The 16,584-nt window shown below is 57.2% G+C and carries 11 protein-coding genes and 1 pseudogene; 6 read left to right on the top strand and 6 right to left on the bottom strand.

What is annotated here, in order from left to right; all coding sequences use genetic code 11:
- Positions 1–2 precede the first annotated feature (2 nt).
- The 5 genes from VSR68_RS35355 to VSR68_RS35335 all read right to left on the bottom strand — a co-directional run bounded on the left by VSR68_RS35355 (position 3) and on the right by VSR68_RS35335 (position 7,907).
- A complete protein-coding gene (locus VSR68_RS35355) occupies positions 3–722 on the bottom strand; it encodes an SDR family NAD(P)-dependent oxidoreductase (protein WP_342944197.1) in 720 nt (239 codons plus the stop codon).
- 151 nt (positions 723–873) lie between these two features.
- Positions 874–2,541, bottom strand: coding sequence for a DUF1302 domain-containing protein (locus VSR68_RS35350; RefSeq protein ID WP_342944196.1), 1,668 nt, complete (start codon positions 2,539–2,541; stop codon positions 874–876).
- Positions 2,542–2,917: 376 nt separating this feature from the next.
- The gene (locus VSR68_RS35345; protein WP_342944195.1) at positions 2,918–5,392 is read right to left on the bottom strand and encodes an efflux RND transporter permease subunit; all 2,475 of its coding nucleotides are present in this window, start codon (positions 5,390–5,392) and stop codon (positions 2,918–2,920) included.
- Positions 5,393–5,436: 44 nt separating this feature from the next.
- Positions 5,437–6,507 (bottom strand): WD40/YVTN/BNR-like repeat-containing protein, encoded by a 1,071-nt coding sequence (locus VSR68_RS35340; RefSeq protein WP_342944194.1) that lies wholly within the window; start codon positions 6,505–6,507, stop codon positions 5,437–5,439.
- A gap of 20 nt (positions 6,508–6,527) precedes the next feature.
- Entirely contained in the window at positions 6,528–7,907 is a 1,380-nt protein-coding gene (locus tag VSR68_RS35335) for a DUF1329 domain-containing protein (RefSeq protein ID WP_342944193.1), read from the bottom strand.
- Between the two features lie 892 nt (positions 7,908–8,799).
- Between VSR68_RS35335 and VSR68_RS35330 the strand changes: the two genes are divergently transcribed.
- A complete protein-coding gene (locus tag VSR68_RS35330; protein ID WP_342944192.1) occupies positions 8,800–9,573 on the top strand; it encodes a 2-oxo acid dehydrogenase subunit E2 in 774 nt (257 codons plus the stop codon).
- Between the two features lie 214 nt (positions 9,574–9,787).
- On the opposite strand, the gene VSR68_RS35325 is transcribed toward VSR68_RS35330, so the two are convergent.
- Entirely contained in the window at positions 9,788–11,362 is a 1,575-nt protein-coding gene (locus VSR68_RS35325; protein WP_342944191.1) for an AMP-binding protein, read from the bottom strand.
- 365 nt (positions 11,363–11,727) lie between these two features.
- Between VSR68_RS35325 and VSR68_RS35320 the strand changes: the two genes are divergently transcribed.
- From VSR68_RS35320 to VSR68_RS35300, 5 genes and pseudogenes are all read left to right on the top strand, one after another.
- The gene (locus tag VSR68_RS35320; RefSeq protein ID WP_342944190.1) at positions 11,728–12,576 is read left to right on the top strand and encodes a metal-dependent hydrolase; all 849 of its coding nucleotides are present in this window, start codon (positions 11,728–11,730) and stop codon (positions 12,574–12,576) included.
- 782 nt (positions 12,577–13,358) lie between these two features.
- Positions 13,359–14,150, top strand: coding sequence for an enoyl-CoA hydratase-related protein (locus VSR68_RS35315; RefSeq protein ID WP_342944189.1), 792 nt, complete (start codon positions 13,359–13,361; stop codon positions 14,148–14,150).
- Between the two features lie 92 nt (positions 14,151–14,242).
- Positions 14,243–14,593, top strand: a pseudogene (locus VSR68_RS35310) (acyl-CoA dehydrogenase family protein); the annotation flags it as partial.
- A gap of 18 nt (positions 14,594–14,611) precedes the next feature.
- Entirely contained in the window at positions 14,612–15,448 is an 837-nt protein-coding gene (locus VSR68_RS35305; protein ID WP_342944221.1) for an acyl-CoA dehydrogenase family protein, read from the top strand.
- 2 nt (positions 15,449–15,450) lie between these two features.
- The gene (locus VSR68_RS35300; RefSeq protein ID WP_342944188.1) at positions 15,451–16,581 is read left to right on the top strand and encodes an acyl-CoA dehydrogenase; all 1,131 of its coding nucleotides are present in this window, start codon (positions 15,451–15,453) and stop codon (positions 16,579–16,581) included.
- Positions 16,582–16,584 lie beyond the last annotated feature (3 nt).

The raw sequence follows: 16,584 nt of genomic DNA, 5'->3' as shown, positions 1-16,584 counted from the left end.
GTCTAGATTCCACATGCTGTATAGCCGCCGTCAACCGGCATCACAATGCCGGTTACGAAAGAAGCCGCAGGTGAACAGAGGAAAGTGACGACCGCGGCAATCTCCTCGGGTTCGCCCCAACGGCCCATCGGAGTCCGCGCAAGCACGCGCGCGTTGCGCTCCTTATCTCCCCGCATGCTCTTTGTCATCGGCGTATTGATCCAGCCCGGCGCAACCCCGTTGACGCGAATGTTATCTTTCGCCCAAGCAAGAGCCAGGCTGCGGCTGAACTGCGCAACACCTCCCTTGCTCGCGGCGTAGGCCGGCGCGGTCGGAGAACCGAGAAAGCTCATGATCGAGCCGAAATTTACGATACTTCCACCACGAGCCAGCAACGCCGGCTTCGCGGCATAACAGGCTCGCATCGTTCCGGAGAGGTTGATATCGAGGGTCGCGAGAAAGCCCTCTTCCGTAAACTCGCTTGCGCCGCGGCCAATCCCAGCCGCATTCACGAGCGCATCTATCTGAGCAAAACGTCGAAAGAAGGCTTCTACGGCAGCAGCGTCCCTTACGTCAAGCACATCGAGCTCGACGCTAGCAAACCCCGGATCGGATCGGCACGCGTCAAGCTCCCCCGCCAATACCCCCGTGGCGGCGACCCGGAATCCGGCAGCGCATAAAGCCCTTGCACACGCTGCCCCAATCCCGCTCGTACCGCCAATCACAACTGCCATCTTCTGCATAGCCTCCTCTCTCCTTCTCTCTCGTGATTCGATCGATGGGCAGTCGCGTCGAAGCGCGGCTTTCGGGCCCTCTTGCGAATACGCCGGTGGCGGTGATTCGTTGTCTGTTTCCAATGTCCGGCAACCGTCGCCACCTCAAAGCAATCGCGCTCTAGAACGTGGTCTTAAATGATGCGAAAACGACCGCATGGCCGTTCAAGACTGACGGACCGTCCGTCGAGTTAAACAGCGGATTCGCGACGTTAGATGCATTGGTCGAATAGCGGGCGTACGAATCGGAAAACAACAAGGAGAAAATATAGCGATTGCGCAGCGTTGCCTTTACTCCGATCGAGCCCGTAATCACACCTTGGTTGCCACCGCCCAACGCTGCCCCGTTACCGTAAATCTGGTAGCCGACAACGATCGGCAGATTAACATCCCAACCCGGGAAAACTTGATCCCATTCTGGAGTAAACGCCACGGTCGTTGCGACAGAGTCACGCGTCGAGCATCCATCCCACTTAGATTTTCCAGCAGGGCAGGCGTAGCCAACCCCGAAATACAGGTTGGGATTCGCCGTAACGCTCATAAGATGGCTATAGGTGAGCTCAGCCGTGAACGTGCCGCTCTCGAACAACGGAGTGTGTGGCAATAGCCAGATACCATTTACAAGCGCATGCATCGTATTGCCGCGTGCCCCTTCAGCCTGATTGTAGGACGCATCTCCTGTCGTCAATACCACATACCCCGGTACCGAGTTCAATGCCGCATTTTTTCGGAATGACAGTTCCGATCCAACACTCACTGGCCCCAAATTCTTTGTAAGACTTAGACCGAAGAGCTGCGTGTATCGTGCGTAGTTGAGGCGCTCGGTTGCTGCACCTGTGAGTACGTTAACTTGCGTGAATGACCACGGCAGCATTTCGTTGAACCGCCGATAGTAAAGGCCAACTGTCCCACTCAGCCAATCTGGGCTCCAGCGAGTATTAATGCCGAATTGCCCGCTGTCTCTCGGCTCAAGGTCCGATCCCCATGGCACGCCAGGGCTTGCAAAATCGGCACGCGTTGCATCGGCTGTTGCAAAGTATGTCCCACCCGGGACCAAACGATATGGCCTCCAATCAAAATAATACTGTGCGGCGACGGACAAATGTTCATTAACCTGAAGTTGAGCCGATATCTGATTGAGAGGCAGGAAAAGTTCTTTCGCCTCAGCTCCCGGGTCTGTCGCGGCTTTAATGGTATCGATCGGGCCCTGTGAGTATGCAATGCTGTTAGTAGTCGAATAAATCGACTCACCCCAATACACGTTGTGTTGGCCGACCTTCAGATTGAGCGTAGTTCCACCGAGATCAAACTTGCCGAATACGAACGCATCGAGCAATTCTCCAGACGGTCCAAGGATGTATCGCGACGCATAGCTGTTGTACTTGTTGTTTCGATAGTTTCCTGAGCCCGGCAGGTTCGGGTTGGGGTAAGTGTGATCAGTGTACGCAGGATCGTACCAGGCGGACGCGCTTACGCGAAAACCGTAGCGCTCCTTATACTTCATATCGAATTCAGAAAGAAAATCGAACCGACTCGTCACGACGTTACCGGGAGTGAAACGACCTTCCGTTTCATCAAAACCTCCGTTGTTATAAAACGGCATGCTTCGATATCCGGCATCAACACCGCCCGTATACGAAATCGTATTATCCCAACGAAGATCGATATCCGGGTTTCCTGTGTCGATCGAAAAAGCGTGCGCACCGCCGCTCGCGCCCAACATGCAAAGCACCACACCAGCCAGCGCCGGTATCGAACAGCCCCGTCGCATTCCTATTTCCTTTTCCATCGCGTCTCCTTTTAATAAAATTATGATAAACCTTATTTCGCCCGGTCCCGCACGGATAACAGGAATAGGATCGACCCAGCACATTCAATTCAGTCGCTCTATAAATCAACTCCTTCAAACACCAACACCAACGATAAACATACTCATCGATCATGTTAATTTGATCACCTATCGTCCGTCACAAGAAGCGATTTGGCAATTTCATTAGTATTCCGAACTAACTCTGCCTGCACTCCGTTCTCGATAAGCACAGTTCCTAAAACTATTTTTTCGCGCCGGTTCGTGCGTTGAACGTTCTCAGCGAAGGCGCGACGTTCGATTCAAGCCGGGAAAATCCCGCAGGACTTCGTGCGCGACGTCACTGCCTTTCCGACGACTATTGCCCCCTCGACGCCGGGCTGAGTTCGCGTAAAGGAGGCGCGACAACGCTGTGAAACTCCTGCGAAGCGGGCGGGGCCTTGTCGACCGCTCCACCTAAGAGAAAGTGCGAGAGTGCAGGAATCAACACCAGAGCACCGATCATGTTCCAGAGGAACATGAATGTGAGCAGCAAGCCCATATCCGCTTGGAACTTGATCGGGGACCATGCCCACGTGACGACGCCAGCTGCCATTGTCATGCCGACCAGACCAACAATGCGTCCCGTAAAGTCCAACGACTGCCCATACGCCGACGCCAATCTCTCGCCCCGCCGCTGCAATGCTAGCTGGATGCTGAGTAAGTACAATGCATAATCCACTCCCACGCCGACACCGACGGCTATGACTGGCAGTGTGGCCACCTTGATACCGATGCCTAGCACCACCATCAGCGCCTCGCAAAGCAGCGACGTAATGAGTAACGGAATCAATGCAACCACTACGGCACGCCAACTTCGGAATGTGATAAAGCAGAGCAACGTCACAGCTCCATAAAGCACGAAGTGCATTGTCCAGAAGCTGTGCCGAACCACGATGTTCGTTGTCGCCTCGATCCCTGCGCTGCCGGCGGCAAGCTGGAATTCACGTTGAGGCACGGAATGGACGGCGGAGAACGCCTGCACAGTCTTCACTATCCGATCGAGCGTTCGGGCCTTATGGTCCGACAGATACGCGATGATGGGCGTAACCGCACAGGTCCTGTCTGCGAGCTCGGGTCTGTCACTCGTGAAGCTATTGAATGCTTGTGACAGATTGCTGCTATTTCTGGGAATGGCGAACCATTTAGGATTGCCCTCGAACATCCCTGCTGTTGCAAGACGAATTCCATCAGGAGTGGAAAACGTTTTTAGAACCCCTGGCAGCTGCGCAAGCTCCCCCTCCAGACGGTCCGCTTCTATTAGAGTCGCATAGCGGATGCACTCGCCGGGCGGCGTCTTCAACATCACGACAAATTGATCGCTCGATAGACCGTAGTTCGCATTGATGTATGCATCGTCGAGATTGTAGCGAGAATCAGGACGCAACTCTGGAGCCCCCTGGTCTAGATCGCCAAACTGAATGCCCTCCCGCACGACTAGCGAGCCGCCGACCGCTAGCGCGGCAAAGCAAATCGCCACGATCGCCCGGCGCCGCTCTGTGAAACGAATCAGTTGCATCCGGATAGCAGCACCCATTCCCCGCTTGGCGCCGGGGCTCCCCGCATCGCGAAGACTGCGCAGCGCCGCCCTTTTGCTTACGCCGATATAGGACAGCATTACCGGGATCAATACCAGCTTAGTAAAGATGAGCACGGTGACGCCGATACTCGTCGTGAGCGCCATGTCCCGGATCACCGGGATATCGATGATGATCATCACCGCAAAGCCAACCACGTTAGTCAACAACGCGGTGAGTCCCGCGAGAAAGAGGCGACGGAACGTATATCGCGCCGCCACGTATTTGTGGGTTCCGCGACCGACGTCCTGCATGATGCCGTTCATCTTTTGCGCCCCGTGCGATAGGCCAATCGCGTACACGAGGAAGGGCACGAGAATCAGGTACGGATCCAGCACATATCCCAACAGTTGCATCAGGCCGAGGAGCCATATCACACCCAGTTGCGCCGCAACCACAAGTAGCACGGTGCTGCGTACACATCGCGTATAGAGAAAAACGAATAGTGCTGCGATCAGCGCTGACGTAAAGAAAAACCAGACTATTGTATGAAGACCGTCGATAAGGTCGCCAACGAGCTTCGCAAAACCGACGATATGCACCCGAACGTTATCCGTGGCTTGCGCTCGCACTTTGGTCTCAAGCTCGTGCGAAAACTCTGCATAGTCGAGCGGTTTCATTGTCACCGGGTTCCAGTCCATGAGCGGAACCACGATCATCGACGACTTCAGGTCGCTGGATACGTAGCTCCCCACAATTCCGGCGCGCGCAATATTACTGCGCAGTTTGTTCATCGCGGCAGGCGAGCCATCCCATGGATCGGGCATGACCGGCCCACCGCGATAACCTTCTTCAGTAACTTCTGTCCAACGCAGACTCGTGGTCCATAGCCCGCGCATCCAAGCGCGATCGACTCCCGGAAGCAAATAGACTGCATCGTTGATTTTCTGCAGGGTTCGGAGATAGTCCTTGTCGAAGATAGTTCCATGCATAGCTTCGACCGCGATTCGTACGCTATTTCCGGTGCTAGGAAGTGCCTCCCGGTTTTTGAAGTAATTGACGATATAAGGATGCGACTTCGGAATCATCTTCTCGAAGCTCGCGTTGACTTGGAGCCTCGTTGCGTGCCATCCCAAAAATGCCGTGATCAGTGCGCTGAGCACGAGGAACGCCAGGCGATGATTGAAGATGATGCGTTCAAGCCAACTGCCGCTGGCACGGTCGAAATCGTCCACCTCGCGAATTATCGGCATTTCGTGAGTCAGTCCAACAGCCATGTTCATTCTCTCGATCGAAACGGCAGGCGACGGGGCCGGCCCAGCTATTCGAGGCCGGCGAGCTGCAGCCCGTCGGAACCCACCACCACCACCACGGAAGAAGCGCCGACTTGGACAATGTCCTGGAAAAGGGAGCGCGAGCGCACCGCGACCGGCCTGAAATGCCGACCATCGTCCGCGCTTATCAGGATCTGTCCGTCCTGAGTGACAAGCGCGATGCGCCCATCAGACAGAACCGTCCCGCCATCGATCGTAGACCGTACGCCGGTATCGATACGCTGCCACGTTGCACCGGCGTCTGCGGTCCGGTAGGCGGTACCCTGGAGGCCGTACGCTACCACTGTATTGCCCTGCCCCACCAGCCCGAAGAAGCTGCCCCCGTACCCCGTGCTAGTCGGCACGAACCGTTGCTTGTTGCGATCCAGGCGGAACACGGTACCGTGTTCCGATGCCAAGTAGATATTGCCGCCAATCCCTCGGACGGCGTTCAGGTGCAAGAGATCGTCGCTGTCGACCCGCTCCATCCACGACTCCCAAGTTTTCCCGCCGTCATGAGTTGACAGGAGCGTGCCGAACGAACCAGCCACGAAACCGTTTCGCTCGTCCTCGAACCATACGCCGAGCAGCGCCTGCTCCGGCCCGTCCTGATAGTTCAGGTCGACACCGTTTAGGTAGGCTCTCGCTCGTGAATCGCCCGCTGCAGCTTTAGCCGAGAAATGCGCCTTCAGAAGCTTGGCGGCAATACGGCCATCGAGCTGCTTGACCCATGTCTTGCCACCATCTTCAGAATGCAGAACCACGCCTCCATGCCCTACTGCCCAACCGATTTCAGGCGTCACGAACTGCACCGCCACCAGTTCCTCGCTTACCGGCACGCGTGCCTGACTCCAGTGCTTGCCCTCATCATCGGAGTAGATCACCAGGCCACGGATGCCGACCGCCACCAAGCGGTTGCCCGCACGCGTAACCGCCGCGAGCTGCATGCGGGCGCCGAGGGCCGTCGCCGGAGCGGCCAAATCTAGCGGGTCCTTGAAAGACGGCACGCTCGGCGCCGCAGCGCCTGCGGCACCCGCAAAGGCCAGTGCGGCAAGCGTCAAAATGGCGATGCGATTCAACCTCTGCCTCCCCGCTTGATTCAACGCAATCCCGAACCAGCCATTTCTTCCGGCGCAAAGTGGTTCGAGCCGAATGGCTTGACCTTATAGAAGCCGGTCTGCTTGAAGTCCGGATTACCCTGTTGCGACCCGCTAGCCCAGGCGCCCTTGTTGAAGTCATACAGGATATAGTTACCGTTCCACGGCGACGGCTTTTCATATTCCTGCCACAGTGGCAATTGCATGTAGTGGTACACCTTGCCCGCCTGGTCCAGCCCGTAGTACGCAAGAATGTTCCAGCTATCCTCGTCGATATAGAAAACTTTTCGCTTTTCTACGTGCCGCTGGCCGGGCTTGAGATCAGCCTGTACAACCCAAACGCGATGCAGTTCCCAGCGGGCGTAGTCGGGATTTTCGAAGTTCTTCGTGCCGAGCTGCTCTGCAGTTGCCATCTCCGTGCGATACGCGTTGTACTGCACATACATGTCCTTCCGACCCATCAATTTGAAGTCGTATTTATCCATCTCACCGTAGAAGCCGTTGATCTCGTCATAGAGCAGCATGCCTCCCGAATTCGATGACACAGTGTCGTACTTGAACTCCGGAGCCAAGCGTACGCGGCGCTGCCCCGGTATATAGCTCCACGCGATGTTGTCTTTGATGTCCGGACGCATGTAAAGCGCCATGAGGCTCGCAGTACCGACTTCCGCCGCAGGTTGCGTGTTGGTGGATTTCAGAATCCAATAATACTGGTCACTCTTGAGCGCAGCCGACTTCTCGTCCCAGTACGGCAGGTACTCTTCGGTCTTCTCCACGTTCAAGACAGTGCGATTGCCGGCCGAGTCGACCAGTAGAAAAGAAAGGTCTCCTTGGATCCATGGGTACGTATACTTCATGTTGGCGTTCCACATCGCCTCGTAACCGTCTTTCGGAATCGGGAACGGCACCTGGGCGTGCGCCCCCTCAAGGCCGAGACCACCCGACACCGTCTTCGGATTCATCACGTTCTTGATCGTGTTTTCGTATACCCAGTCGGGCATGCACGCAGAACGATGGGTCGGGTATACATCCATGCGGTAATTCGGATAACGCTTGAACAGTACCTTGACGCCCTCATCGAGCTCGTCGCCATATTTCTCCATATTCTGCGCGGTGATACTAAAAAGCGGCTTCTCGTTTGCGTATGGATCGACATACGGGAAACCACCGATGCCATTGCGCGGTTTGTAGCCCGCAGGCGGCGTACAAATTCCACCGTCCCACGCGGGAATCGTGCCATTTGCATTGCCGGCCTTGATTGCCCCAACCGGTGTCAGCGTTTTGCCCAATTGCGCAGCCTCTTCCTGCGTGGGCGACGCGATGGCGGCACCCGCTACTGCCGCTGCCAGTGCGGTTGCAGCGATGAATACCCCAAATTTCATTTTCCTGTCTCCTGTTAGCCGATACTAGATCGACGAAATTTTATGATCATCGGTCCGAGTTCAGCAGTATCGAACTTGGTGGCACTTCTGTCTTCTAGGCTACCTTGCTTCGGATCGTGCGCGCAATAACTAACATATCATCAGTTTACATCAGGGGCTGCAGCAGCCTGACTGTTTGGCAAGCTGGACGGAAACAACAATCAACTTTCTTCCGCTTTCTAGCGGAGCGGGGCTCTCTCAATTCCGCCTTGCCAGGAAACAACAGCAGACCGTCGTTGCAGCCGGCTCATCCGACGGCGAACGTCAATCGCTTCGTCGAAGGAGGAAAGACGCGCCATGAGCCATCAACATGACGAAAGAAGATGATCGTAACCTTACCTCCCTCTCCTGCGCTCTCGACGCGAACGTAACGGCATTCAGCTGTAGGTGCATTTCGCGACAGCGTCAGGCACGCGACGTCGCCCCGCTTGGGAGCGAACCATTTATCGATAAGCCAACGCAACGATTGGGTAGCCCTGCTTCCCGTCTCGTCATGATTCCAGTCGGAGTTCATATTCGTCCCACGATTTCAGATTTCGAGGCGCGCGGCCAAAAGCTGACTACATGTCATTTTTCAGCACACTAGCATGCGGTCGGCAGCGTGGCAAGCATGGATTGCCCGAGGCAAGTGGACAAAGAGTGAGGTGGCAACGGCACTCATCTGTCGCCTCGAATCTAAGCGACGGCGAGCCAAAATAACTGACGCACAGTCAGTAATTTCGCGATATGATTTTTTGCGAAGCCCGCGACCATTCGACACTGTCATGGACCGGGCACGTTTCATGTCCGGCCTTCGATCGGACGCCCTGGTGGGTCCCCGGGACTCGCCTCACGCCAAATCCGGAGACGCATTATGACTTCTGCTCCCGTTGACCAGTTACCTGCTGCCCCCGCCCTTGATCTCGCCCCATGGCCGGACGTCGATTTTGCAGCGTTCGGCCCGGTGGAGATGAAACCCATTTCGCGAACCCAGAAGATGGTCGCTCGCTTCCTGACTCGCAACTGGGTCACGATCCCCCACGTCACGCATCACGATGCGGCCGACATTACGGATCTCGAGGCGACGCGCAAACGGCTGTCGATTGAGCATGGCATCAAGATCACGCCGCTCGCCTTTCTCGTGAAAGCCGCTGTCGTCGCACTCAGGGACCACCCCAAGTTCAACGCGTCGATCCACGCCGACGGCAAGCATCTCGTCTACAAGCAATACTTCCATGTCGGATTCGCGGTCGACACGCCGGCGGGACTGCTGGTACCGGTAATTCGCGATGCTGATCAGAAGCCAGTGGTTGAGATTGCCCGAGAGATTGCTCTGGTGTCCCAGATGGCTCGCGACCGAGGTCTACCGATGGAGCGGATGTCCGGCGGAAGTCTGTCGATCAGCTCGCTGGGCTCGATAGGCGGCACAGCCTTTACACCCATCATCAACGCCCCGGAGTTGGCGATCATGGGAATATCCAAGAGCTACGATAAACCGGTCAACGTCGACGGCGAGCTTGCCTGGCGCCACATGTTGCCGCTCTCTCTTAGCTACGATCATCGTGTCATCAACGGCGCAGAGGCGGCGCGGTTTTGCGTTGCTTTCGGCCGCGCGTTGAGCGATGCCGAGCAGCTGGTCACGATGTAGACCGCGGGGGATACGGGGTGTGACGGCCTGCGACGGGCAAGACTGGAGGCCCTCGATCTCCTTTGGGCGGACAGAGTGACGACGGGCCGCCCGCATGCGAGGAGGGCATCGGTCCGTGAGCGCCCCACGCTTGCGGCGCTCACGGACATGCCCCCGCCCACTTGCCGCCATGGCGGTGAACGCCTTTATCATTCGAGCTGGCCGTGGTAAACCATCATGCCGGCTTTGCGAACTGCTCGCGCAGCTTGTGCTTGAGCACCTTATTGAAGGTTTCGTTGCGCGGCAATCGCTCGACCACCTCGAGCTGTTCGGGAATTTTCTGCATCATCAGCCCGGTGCTCTTCAAAAAAGAAACCATCTCCTCGAACCGCAGCGGATCTCTTCCAGCTTTCGCTTCAACCACGGCGCAAACTCGTTCTCCTCGTTCTGCATCTGGCAGCCCAATCACCGCCACTGCCCCAACACTTGGGTGGGTGATCAATAAGTCTTCGAGCTCTTTTGCAGCGACGTTCTCGCCTTTGCGAATGATGACGTCCTTGAGGCGCCCCGTAAGGCTAATGTGGCCATCAGTCCGCAGAACGCCGAGATCTCCGGTCCGGAAGAAGCCCTCCCGATCAAAAGCAACAACGTTCAACGCCTCGTCAGTATAGCCATGACAGACCGTCGCACCCCGTACGTACACTTCTCCCTCCTCTCCCGCGCGCGCGACAGTGCCATCCCGCTTGACGATCTTCACTTCGACGCCGTCCACCACCCGGCCCTCCGTATAGGTCAGTTGCTCTTCGCTGTCGCCCGGCGAGCCTTGGGCGATCAACGGTACCTCGGTCATTCCATACGCATGCGCGATAATGCAACCGAGTTCGTCCTTCACTTGCCGAAATAGCGCCGGCGGCTTCGGCGCGCCCCCCCCCGTCAGCATGCGCAACCTGGGCAGCAATTGTTCGTCAGGTGCCTTGCGTTGCTCGTCGAGATAGGCCTGATAGTGTGTCGTGCTGCCACCCGACTGTGTGACACCGAGGCGCCTGAATAGCGCCGCCGCTTGCGCCGGCACAAAGTTCTCGATCATCACGGCAGACATGCCGTTTGCGAGCATCATCGCGAGATACATCGGACCGCCGATATGCGCGAACGGATAAGCAATTGTCCCCACGTCCGAGTTGTTCATCGCGAGCGCATGGCCAAGCGCATATCCGGCTGCCATGATCGTGCTGTCTGTATGACGAACGCCCTTGGGAGCTGAAGTGGTGCCGGACGTGTAGACCACCCAGCGAACGGCATCGCATGATACAGGCGGCGGTAAGCTCGCCGGGTCGCCATCCGGCAGCTCGCCATCGAACACCAGGAGATTGGGCGGCGTGGGCAACGCGGCCAGAATTTCCCTCGCAAATGCTTCGAAATCCCGGCCGCCAAATCGGCTTGGCACGATAAACCATGCAGAGCGGCTTTCCCTCAGCACCGCGCTTGTCTCTCGCTCTCGATACAGGTGGATGATTGGATTCTGCACCGCGCCGAGCCTGCTTAGGGCTGCGACCAAAAGCGCCGTCGTGATTCGAGTCGGGAGTTGCCAGGTGACCGGCGTTCCGGGCCCAATACCAACCTTGAGCAACCCTGCCGCCAAGCGCTCGGCGGCAGTTGCGAATTCGGCATAGGTGATGCGCCCACCCGTCGCGTCCAACAACATCGGCGCATCGGGCGTTGCAGCCGCTCGCCTACTCACGAGGCCCCAAAAGGTCCCGGCGCGAAGCATTGCTGCCGATGCAGGTCCGTCCACAACAGTCTCCTGTTCCATTCTTCCTCCAAGTTGCGAATTGCACGTCCCAAGGGGACCTCACCCTTCGTTGGGGATAGCGCTTTCCGATACTAGCAAATCCATATTGCACGTAGGCACCAACTGGCGTATGGTAAGCAAATATGACACATCATCAGTTTTCATTATGAGGGTCGCTAACCGACAACGCAACATGCGGCGATCAGCTCGAAGAGATACGCATGCCCCATGCAAACTACGCTGGCGTAGGTTGCGGCCGCGCCCGTGGATACGTCTGGCGGCTCGCCGGGCGGATCCGATATTGGCCCCGCCATGCGATCCACATCGCTAGAAACCTCGTTACCACGCCCAGCTTGCTCTCATCACACTTAATCGAGCTACACGCTATGGAAGTCCGCTTTCCAACCTTCGATTTTTCACGGTTTCGCGCTCATTGGGCTCGCAATCGCGAGTTTGCGCAGGCATACAACGCCTTCTCCATCGTGCCAGCGCACATTGAGCCATACTTGATAAAAGTGATGATGTGGGCCCGCAAGGAACTCGATCCCGCACATGCCCAACTGCATGCTGAAATGGGGGTGTTCATCCGGCAGGAGACCCAGCACTGTAAGCAACATGTCGCCTTCAACAAGTTCATGCATGATGGCGGCTACGCGGGCATGTTGCCTATCGAGGAGGAATACAAAGCGGACTATCAACGCTTCCTGACGGCCAAATCGCTCAGGTTCAACCTCGCCTACTGCGAGGGCTTCGAAGCGTTGGGCTGTGCGTCCGCAGAGGTTTGGTTCAGTGGCGCCATTGATATGTTGCTGGAGGGTGCGGATCCATACGCGGTTCAACTATGGAAATGGCATCTTGCGGAGGAGTTCGAACATCGGACAGTATGTTTCGATGCCTTTAAAACGCTTTGTGCAAAGGGACCATGGAAATCCGTTGTCTATGGCTATTTTTACCGCATATACGGTTTCATTCGAGCGGCTCGGCATATCAACGGTTACACGGAGCGGTGTACCGCGTATCTTCTGGCAACCGACCGTGCCGAGCTCGACGAAACCGAAATACAGCAATCCAAGCTGCGCGAAAGGGCGATGCGTAAGGCTGTAAACAAAGCGACGCTGCCGATCTTGATCAAGGTTTTCTCACCCTTTTACAACCCGCGCCGCAAACGCATGCCTCGTGAAATGAGCGAGCTGTTGGCGCACTACGCCCAGCCCGCGGAATCCGCGAGTCGATGAGCAAATTGGACGGACCACATCGCAACGGGACGATCACCGACCTGCTGAACTTTGACGTAGATACCTTCATGTTTCCAAGAAGTCGATCCAGAACGGAGGAGGTATGAAACGATATAAGTGGTTGCTCCTCGTATTCATCGGTGCCGCTTTGGTTGGGGGATGGTTCGCCATTGGACGATCTGAGGAATCACCGCCGATAAAAACATGCAATTACGAAGGCGGCTACTGCCTTTCCGCCGCAAGCTACTTTCCTCCGGCGGGCTACTCCCTGCACCCTTAACGCAGCGGGTATCTAACCAATTGGGGATCACATGGTTGGCGGAAGTTATCGGGCCGCGGCCGCCATTCAAGAACGACAAAGTGTCGCCGACTGCTCGGGCACACGACTCCGACCTCTCAGTTCCGCGACTCTCGACGGATAGTTTGGCACGCTCCGCGACAAGTGGATGGCCCGACACGCAGGCGTCATCGGATCATCGCGAGGTGCCCAGCTCGCTGCCTCATGCGCCGCTACCGCGGCGATCCCGAATCCAACTTCTCCTAGCCTCGCCGCACACGATTATCCGGCAATACGGTGCTGCACATTTCATCCGATCCGGCGCCTCGGTGCAACAGCTTTACGCCGTTCCTCTTGCACGAGAAGTCGCGGACAGGTATTCTTTAAAACATGACACGTCGTCAGTTTTTCGGATCAGGAAGCCTGCGCGGCGAGCTTCGATTTACGCGACCGCCGTTTATCGTCGGCGTGCCAGCTCTTCATCATGAGCTTACTAGAGGAACCCATGAGTGACGTACGCGTAGAAATCTCGGATCGCATCGCCACGGTGACGCTCGAGCGCCCGCCTGTAAATGCATTGACCGGCGATATGTTCCGTCGAATCGCCGAGGTGTTTCGCGGATTCGGGAAGACCCGCGACGCCAATGTGGCGATCCTCACGGCCCCCGGCGAGCGCGTCTTTTGTGCGGGTGTGGATTTCGACGATTCGTTGCGCCGGCACGCTCGAGATCTGAACTCGAACGAAACCATCGCCGATATGGTCGATTCCGGGCTCGCCCCGCGGGACTGTTTTAACGCGATCATGGATTGCCCGCTGCCGGTGATCGGCGCGATCAACGGTGCAGCCGTCGGTGCGGGCGCAGTCATCGCTGCATGTTGCGATATTTTGATTGCCTCCAATACCGCACGGTTCAGCGTGCCCGAGATCAAAGCCGGAGTGCTAGGTGGCGGGCGACATCTTCAGCGCCTCGTCGGCCCATACAAGGCTCGCAAGATGTTCTTCACGGGCGAATTCGTCGATGCGCATGAATTCTATCGCTTGGGCGCAGTGGAAGCAGTGGTCGATCCCGCCGATCTGGTCCCGGCAGCGCATGCACTCGCTGCGCAGATCGCCGCGATGAGCCCTCTCGGCTTGCGATTGGGCAAGGAATCTCTGAATCGCGTAGAAGACCTTCCCGTCCGTGACGGTTACCGGATCGAACAGAGCTACACAGCGCAAGTCACGCGCTTTAATGATTCGAAAGAGGCCCGTAGCGCTCAGCGTGAAAAGCGGCCGCCGGAATGGACATGGACATGACAGAGCCCATCCCCTCCGTCGCGCACCATAACCGATAGTTGATCACTTCTTGAGGCCACTTCTGCTGAAGGGTGGCATGAGAGACCAAGCCAATGAAATTGCAGCTTGCCCCCTCGGACGAATCATTTCGCGCAGAAATACGCGCATTCTTACACGACGCACTGCCAGACGACGTGCGGCGACGCTCGCGGATAGGCATGCATCCGCCCAACGACACAGACCGGCGTTGGTGGAACCGCGTGCTCCACGAGAAGGGCTGGTCGGCGCCCCATTGGCCTCAGCGATACGGTGGGCCGGGTTGGTCTCGAATGCAGGCTCATCTATTCGACTACGAATGCCGTATTGCAGGCGCGCCGGAACTGCGATGGCAGGGTCTTCGGCTTATCGGGCCAGTCATATACACGTTTGGTACTACTGAGCAAAAGGAGCGATTCCTACCAGGGATACTGAACGGCAGCACGATGTGGGCTCAAGGTTTTTCCGAACCGGGAGCCGGGTCGGATCTCGCCTCGCTGCGCACCAGCGCGACACTCGATGGCGATCATTATCTCGTCAACGGCCAGAAAATCTGGACGACCGAAGCAGGCCAATCAGACTGGGGCTTCTTTCTCGTGCGTACGGACAATACGGCGAAGCCGCAACGCGGCATATCGATGATCGTGCTCGATCTGAAGTCACCCGGGGTCACCGTGCGCGCAATTCCGACAATAAACGGCGAGTGCTCGACTTGGGAAGTGTTCCTCGAGGACGTGCACGTGCCCAAAGGTCAGATGATCGGCGCACCCGGCAGCGGGTGGGACCAAGGCAAATTCCTGCTAAGCAATGAGCGCACCGCCAGCTCCGATATCGAAAAATCGTGGGGAGACTTAAAACGGATTCGGGAAATCGCATCACAACAGCGACGCAACGGCCGCAGTGTGCTCGACGATCCCGTATTTGCCGCGCGACTGCAGGAAGCGGAACTGATGGTGCAAGCCCTCGAATGGTCTGTGCTGCGCGTGTTGCTCGAGGCGCCAAGCGAACACCCCGTCGCAGCGCGAGCGTCCGTGCTCAAGGTGCGGGGTTCAGAACTTCAGCAGCGCTTGAACGAACTCATGGTGCAAGCCCTAGGTGCCCGTAGCTTGCGTGTTTATCGCCGCGACGAAGCATTCGGCGACGGCTTTCATGCAAATTCATTGTGGCCAGACTACGTACCAGGCGTGACTGCCGACCTACTTTATCAACGCGCGTTGACAATTTATGGCGGTGCTCGCGAAGTGCAAAAGAACATCATCGCCAAACTGGCGTTCGGGCTCTGACTATGGACTTCAATCTTTCCGATGAACAGCAAATGCTGACGGACAGTGCCAGGCGCTACGTCAGCGATCGCTTGGTAACAGAAAAACGCCGTGCGGCGTCGGTTTCTGAAGATGGCCACTCGCGCCAGCACTGGAGCGCATTCGCCGAGATGGGCTGGTTAGCGCTTGCAGTACCGGAAGACGCAGGCGGCGTGGGCTGCAGCGATGCCGAAATCGCTATTCTTATGGAAGAACTCGGTCGCGGCTTGAATACCCAGCCATATGCCGATACAGCTGTGCTGGGTGCCACGTTGATTGCTGCGGCGGATGATGCAGACACCCGTCAATCATTGCTTAATTCGATCGCGTCCGGCAAATGCATCTCTTCCTTGGCTCACGTCGAGCCCCAAGGCGTCAGCGAATACGAGACGCCGACCTTGTGCCGAGCGCTGCATACCGAAAACGGCTGGACGATCAACGGCACGAAAGCACGCGTCGTGCATGCTGGTGACGCGAGTCATTGGCTGGTGAGCGCCTGCGTCGACGATTCGTCGGGTCCGAGCATGTTTGTGGTCGATCGCGGCGCGTCTGGCGCTGCAATGGCACGTTATGAATTGGTGGACGGCACTTGGGCCGCCGATATTGTTTTCGTCGAAACTCCTGCCCGAGCGCTGATCGTCGACCCGGACCGCGCAGCAGCCGCGCTAGAGCTCGCGCTGGACCGAACGATTGTCGCATTCACTGCAGCGGTTGTGGGCTCAATGGAAGCAGTGATGGTTCTTACCGCGGACTATCTGAAGCAGCGCACTCAATTCGGTCAGCCATTGGCGAAATTCCAGGCGCTTCAACATCGGATGGCCGAAATGTTCATCGAAACTGACCAAGCGCGATCGATGCTATTGCAAGCGATCGCTGCACTGGAAAGTGGCGATGCATCGCGTCGGCGGCGCGCCGCGTCGGGCGCCAAAGCACTTGTGACGCGGGCTGCGTATTTCGTCACGGGGCAAGGCATTCAGCTTCACGGCGGCATGGGAATCACCGATGAATATGCGGTCAGTCACCACTACAAGTCAACTCTCAGCTTCGACCAACGCTTCGGTGATCGCGACTTCCACGTCGCACGTTCTGCGGGTCTGGCCGTCGGGCCTATTTGAGGA

The organism is Paraburkholderia phymatum, from assembly GCF_038900715.1.
Taxonomy (GTDB): Bacteria; Pseudomonadota; Gammaproteobacteria; order Burkholderiales; family Burkholderiaceae; genus Paraburkholderia; species Paraburkholderia phymatum_A.
Note: the sequence above shows the minus strand (reverse complement) of the source record. Positions and strands in the feature narration are given on the sequence as shown.